This is a genomic window from Bradyrhizobium sp. LHD-71, from assembly GCF_031157255.1.
Taxonomy (GTDB): Bacteria; Pseudomonadota; Alphaproteobacteria; order Rhizobiales; family Xanthobacteraceae; genus P52-10.
The window spans coordinates 38,428-44,627 of sequence record NZ_JAVIFX010000047.1; the positions used below are offsets into that span (position 1 = coordinate 38,428).

The window sequence follows — 6,200 nt, forward strand, 5'->3', positions numbered from 1 at the left end:
CTTCAGGTCGCATTTGTAGCGCCAACGGTGGCGATGGCAAAGATGAATTTAAAGGCTAACGGTTCGCCGCGGTCAGCCGCGCGGAGAGTGGCGTGTCACTCGCGGCAGCGCGCATGAGGAACGCCTTGCCGGGCTCGGTAGCGCGCTGGTAGATTGCAAGGAGATCATCAGACAACTCGATTCTTTTCAGCAGAATGGCGCGAATGTCTCCTTCGGCCAGGACCTCAAGCACCGGATCGGACACGGCGCTTGTCGTCATGGCGATCTCCAGGCGCGAGGGCATCAGCGCGAAATTGCTCGGCGCGGTAAGATAAGCCATCTTCAGCATCTCGGCGATCCGCTGGTCGTCAGCGCGCAGCGAAGCGGCCAATTGTGCCTGTATGATCCAAAGTTCTGGATTGGTCGGTGACAACGCCGACAATGTCGAGATCATGGCTTTCGTCTGTTCAATCTCCGCTCTTGATGGTCGTGATCCGGCGGGAAGCCGTGGGTCCGGAACAGCAGCAAGCGTTTGCTGGCGCGCATAGGACGGATTGATCAAGGCCAACGGTGCGACGAGTGCCAGCGGTACCTCGGACGATCTGTTGGTCGGTTCGATGACAGTGGCCGCGAGTTCCGTCGTCAGGACACTCAGCGAGATGAAGCCTGCCATAAGACCGACGGTAAGGAGGATAGATCTCAACCCTGCGGCGGCGGTCATTGAATATCAGCCTTTCCCTACCGTGATCGCTAAGTTGACGAGCAACTGACTGCTTTGGTTGTTGAACAAATCACAGGTGACGGCCGTCAGAAAGGCGAGGGCGAAGCACTGGATGCCAACGAGGGATCTCGACCTGCCGCCGCTTGATCGCGAACGGTAACCTTCTGCCGTCTGGCGCGTAGTTCGGCTGACGGTCGTTCGGGCCGCTTGAGCGAGAGCCAAGCCAACGATGACTGCGCACAACAAGCCGATTGCAGGATTCAAAAGGCTGGCATCGCCAAATGCCTGTAATGTGAGGCTTGCGAGACAGGCCGCGGCAGCTGCCGGGTAGAACGAATCCCGCCTGCGCGTCATGGCTGCGTCAATGAGCTTGGCGGCCAGCAGAAGCGTGCCAAATGTCAGCACCGCGGCAAAAACCCATCCCAGCTCGATGGCGAGCTTCAATGCGAGCGACGGTGCGATGGCCGGCGGCGGTCGACCCAGTTCCTCGTAAACGGGAATCATCGTTTGATAGGTGCCGGCTCCGCTACCGAGCCAGGTGGTGTCCTTCAGCATCCTTTCCGCCGCGGCGATGGATTCGGCTGACGCTGACGAGACAACATCTGTCAGAATGGCGCCGGTTGGCGTGCCTGCTGACTTCGCCAGAAGAACGATGGCGGCCGTCAGGGCGAACACTGTCATGATTACGTACTGAGCACCTTTGAAGGAACGGAGACGGTTCGTCAGCGCAATGGCTGCAAACGTCAGACTGCCGAGCGATGCCGCGATCCACGCCGCCGGCGAAAGCAGCGCGGCTGCCGCAAAACAAATCGCGAATGCCGATACGTTGCAGATCGTCAACAGTATGCTCGATACCGCTTGACGACGGGTGCTTGGCCGCTGAGCCTCGCGCCGTTCGATCAACCGCTGAACAGCCGCGAGGCTGAGCACGCAGCCGAATACAGCGGCTGAAGCTGCCGCGCTGAAAGTTTCTTTCGCCTCGACAGTAAGCGTGCTCGGATCGAAGCTGAAGGCAATGCCTGCGGCCGCGATGACGGTCGTCACCAGCACGAGCGTGACAAGACAGAGCTCTGCGCGCCGTCTTTCGGTGGTCGCCACCATCGTTGCCAGCGCAAGGACGATCCAGCTGCAATAGAGAGCCAATGCGCGAACTGTATCGATGACGTTCACCGTAATATGTCCGAACGACAAGTCCGGCATCGCGGCGGCGGCGCTGGTCCAGATCTGGTGCGATGGAGGGGCAAGCGGAAGCGGCAGGAGCTGAACGACCATCCATCCAGCTGGTACGGCAAGCAGCACCCCGATGCGCCGCAAGGTCTTGGCCAGTGCTTCGAACTCGACGACCGGAGTTGTCGAGGCGCCGAGCACGAGTGCCAGCGCGGAAATCAATGCAACGAACGCCAGTTCAGTCGGTCCCTGCATCAGCACAAGGATCGGCGCTGTGGCGACAAGCGCAATGATAAGGTTGAACGCGATCGACAATCTCGGAAGCTGATTTAATAGGGTCTGGCGAATTAATCCTTATGTTGAACGCCTCGTGTCCGCAATCGGCGATTTGCATCGGATTGGTCCGGACGGGCCCCGAGAAGGCTCGCTACGGCGCTATGGCGATGCGCCGCAGCTTGACCGGAGCAGCTGAAGGGCCCCGGCAAGCCCGCTCGCAGGAACAACACCCCGCACGGTCGACGCGCCATTGTCGATTTCGACGGAAATGTCCGGTGCGGTCGACCATGTCGTGGCCGCCAAGCTTATCGCCGGATCCGGCAACAGGAGCAATTCGCCAAGCTGAAGCACTTGGGCGACGAACGGCGTCTCTTTTCCGTGGACGCGGATCGTCACCTTTGGTTTGGAGCCCGGCGGGACGGGATCGAGCATGACCAGCAAGGCTTCCAGGCGCGAAGCCGTGCAGCGAAACATCAATCCGGCGAAGCCGGCATCCGATGCCTGGAGATCGGCTGTGCGCGTGACCGCTGTCTGCGGCGTGCCGCTGTGCGGGTCCGAGGTGCGTGAGAGCCGCCAGCCCCCGCTCAATGGTGTCGCAGATGCAGCCTTGCCGGCCAGTCGGTTTGCACACTCCAGGCGCAATGCTTCGGTCGGCAGTGCCCCGCATGATTGCAAAGAGGGCGGATTGGTCGAGGGCTGCGCAAGGGCAGCGCTCGCGATGATCAGCCAACCCAGGGTATTAAATGTGCCGATCCATGTTGCGGCGCGATATATTTTATGTGACATTTTTAAGACCAGCAACGGACCAAGAATGATCATTATTTTCAGATTAATATCATTCAATGGATTTATCCTTGCCCAATTGCCAATAGGGTGGCCGAAAGGGTTCGCGGATCGTCATGTCGAAAACCGTGGGGTTCGGGCGTTCATTGACACTTGAGGCGGATGCAAGCTCGGCGCAGGAACCGTTCCCGTCGAGTCGCCATCGCTTTCATGTTCCATTTTATGCGTTGAACGTGCTTTGCGGGCTTGCGGACGGCTTGATGATCGTCTCGGCGAGTGTCCTGGGGGGCGGCGCCTATCAGTTGCTCGCGAACGATACGCTTGGGCAGGCTAATCAATTCCTTGCCGCCGGGGTGCTGGCGGCGGTTTTGTTCGGGTTCAGCGCGAAGACGCTCGGTCTGTACCAGCTCGCCAACATCCTGTCTCCGGCGCGGTCGCGCAGACTTGTCATCGGCAACTGGGTACTGGTGTTGCTCTTGCTGACGCTTATGGCGTTTCTGTTCAAGGTGGGAGCGCAGTATTCGCGAGGCTCGATCGTTTGTTTCTCGGTGCTCGCGCTCATCCTGCTGCTGGCGGGGCGAGCAGCGCTGCGTGCGTTCATCGTCTTCGCGATGGCCCAGCAGTGGATCGAAGGTCGGCGCGTGGTCGTCATTGGCGCACGCGAAGAGCTTGCCTCCGTCGATAGCGTCGCATTGTTGCGGCACTATGGACTGACGGAGATCGCCCGAAGCCAGGTGCCGACGGACAAGGGCAATGGCTTCTCCCTTTCGGCCGCCAGTCAGGCGGTGCTGAGCCAGGCCCTTATCGCGGCGCGCCAGGGAGGGGCCACCGAGATCGTGCTTGCCTTGCCCTGGAGCGAGACACGTCAGATCGAGCTGTTCCGCGAGACCCTGCGCACGTCGCCGCTGCCGGTTCAGCTGCTGCCAGACCGTCGCATCCGCAATTTTGCGTTCAACCCCTCGTTCCGCGTCGGGTCCTCTTTCGCGGTTGAAGTGCAGCGCGCACCACTATCGACGGTGGAGAAGGCGTCAAAACGGGCGCTGGACATCGCCGGCGCCTTGATCGGCCTGTTGCTGTTTGCGCCGCTCATGGCCGTCACCGCTATTGCCATTAAGCTCGACTCGCCAGGTCCGGTTCTGTTTCGGCAGCGTCGCAATGGATTCAATCGGAAGGAGTTTTTCATATTCAAGTTCCGCAGCATGAGAGTCATGGAAGACGACGCCAAGCTGATCCAGGCGAGGAGATCGGATCCGAGGATTACGACGATCGGTCGCATTTTGCGCCAGACGAGCATTGATGAGTTGCCGCAACTCCTGAACGTTCTGAAGGGTGACATGTCGCTGGTCGGGCCGCGTCCGCATGCGCTGGCCCATGACAGTCACTACAGCGAGATTGTCGCTGAGTACGCTTTTCGGCACCACGTGAAGCCAGGGATTACCGGCTGGGCGCAGGTGAATGGTTACCGTGGCGAGACGGCCCAAATTGAGCAGATGCGCCAGCGCGTGGCGCACGATCTCTGGTACATCAATAACTGGAGCCTGATGCTCGATCTGACCATTCTCGTACGAACATGCGTGGCGGTCATTCGGTCGCAGAATGCCTATTAATGAGGGGGGAATCTCATGCCTGCATCACAGCCTGCAAACTCAACCTAGCGAACTGGCTGAATCACGTGGCTGAATTGCCACGCTCCTCCGCTAAACCGTGCCTGAAAGTTTCGTGATAATTGACAGCCGGTTTATCTGCGGGCACGTCTTTGGTTGAAATGGCCATTAATTAGAGTTGCGTGGGGATTAAATTGAGTAATTTCTGGCGCGTCATTGGGGTCATGGCCTGCTTGCTGTGTGGCGGTTGCATCATGCCCACAGCGGGTCCCTCCGAGATCCGCGTCAAAACCGGCTCCACGACCGAAGGACCGGAATACGGACTAGTGAAGCTGACGCCAGCGACGCTGGGAGTTCTGGGAGAGTTCGGACCCAAGGTGCTGTCGGGCTATTTTCCCGACCGCCGGCCACCGCAAACCATTCGCTTCGGTATTGGTGATGCCGTCGGCGTGACGATCTTCGAGGCGGCCGCGGGCGGCCTGTTCATTCCGTCCGAGGCCGGCGTGCGGCCCGGAAATTTCGTGACGCTGCCCAATCAGCATGTGGACTCGTCCGGAAACATCACCGTTCCTTACGGCGGCGCGATCCGGGCCCTGGGCCGGACGCCGACCCAGGTTCAGGCGGATATCGTCGCGTCGATCCAGAATCGGGCCATCGACCCGCAGGCCGTGGTTGTTCTGGCGGACCAGAGAACGTCGCTGATCAGCGTGCTCGGAGAAGTCAATGTGCCGACGCGCCTGCAAGCCAATGCCGCGGGCGAGCGCATTCTCGACGTTATCACCCGCGCCGGCGGCATCCGGGGACAGGGCTTTGAGACCTGGGTCACGGTGGAGCGCGGCGGCCGCCGTGTCACGGTTCCGTTTGGCGCGATCGTCTACGAGCCAGCGAACAACATCTGGGCCCATCCCGACGATACCATCTACGTCTATCGCGAGCCGCAGGTGTTCCTCGCCTTTGGCGCGGCTGGCCAGCAGGGCCAATTCCCGTTCGACATGTGGCGGATCAACCTCGCGCAGGCCGTGGCGAAGGCCGGCGGGCTTCTGGACAGCGCGGCGGAGCCGTCGTCGCTGTTTGTGTACCGCCGCGAGCCGCGTGAGCTTGCCGAGAAACTCGGCGTGGATTGCTCCCGTTTCAGCGGTCCGACGGTTCCTGTGATCTACAACGCTGATTTGAGAGATCCAGCGGGATACTTTCTCGCGACGAAGTTCCAGATGCAGGACCGAGACATTGTCTTTGCCGCTAATGCGTCGACGGTTGAAACCGGCAAATTCCTGCAGTTCGTCCGCCTGATCGTTGCAACGGCCGCGGACGGCGCCATCGCAGCCAACCAGGCTCACATCCTCAAGCTTAATCTGCGCGTGCCGTAAAACTCATGAGAGCGCTGGGAGCTTAAGCGCTCTCGGCTTGCCAATGGCTGAAGAACAACCAGGCTAGAGCATTTTCCGGAAAAGTGGACACCGGTTTTTCGCAGAAAATGCGACCAGACAAACGAATCTAGAGCGCTTTCCGATTCAAAACTAATCGGAAAGCGCTCTAGTATCGTGGATCAGAAATTCGCACCATCATTGCCGCGAGTCCATCGTGCGAATTTCTGATCCATAAACGACACTAGAATCATAAACTTGCTAGTGTCCTGATCGAATCCGAAGTTCGCTCTGAGCTCGCTGCAA

Annotated in this window: 5 protein-coding genes; 2 read left to right on the top strand and 3 right to left on the bottom strand. The window is 59.7% G+C overall.

The features are described 5' to 3' along the window. Positions 1-55: 55 nt before the first annotated feature. The 3 genes from RCO31_RS32925 to RCO31_RS32935 form a co-directional block, all read right to left on the bottom strand. On the bottom strand, positions 56-700 hold the full coding sequence (locus RCO31_RS32925) for a hypothetical protein (protein WP_308972610.1): 645 nt from the start codon (positions 698-700) through the stop codon (positions 56-58). A gap of 6 nt (positions 701-706) precedes the next feature. Next, the gene (locus tag RCO31_RS32930) at positions 707-2,182 is read right to left on the bottom strand and encodes a hypothetical protein (RefSeq protein ID WP_308972611.1); all 1,476 of its coding nucleotides are present in this window, start codon (positions 2,180-2,182) and stop codon (positions 707-709) included. Positions 2,183-2,302: 120 nt separating this feature from the next. Continuing rightward, on the bottom strand, positions 2,303-2,986 hold the full coding sequence (locus RCO31_RS32935; protein WP_308972612.1) for a hypothetical protein: 684 nt from the start codon (positions 2,984-2,986) through the stop codon (positions 2,303-2,305). 200 nt (positions 2,987-3,186) lie between these two features. Between RCO31_RS32935 and RCO31_RS32940 the strand changes: the two genes are divergently transcribed. Continuing rightward, positions 3,187-4,533, top strand: coding sequence for an undecaprenyl-phosphate glucose phosphotransferase (locus tag RCO31_RS32940; RefSeq protein ID WP_308972613.1), 1,347 nt, complete (start codon positions 3,187-3,189; stop codon positions 4,531-4,533). Positions 4,534-4,784: 251 nt separating this feature from the next. Next, positions 4,785-5,897: a polysaccharide biosynthesis/export family protein gene (locus tag RCO31_RS32945; RefSeq protein ID WP_308972614.1), complete on the top strand. Its 1,113-nt coding sequence runs from the start codon at positions 4,785-4,787 to the stop codon at positions 5,895-5,897. Positions 5,898-6,200: the final 303 nt, after the last annotated feature.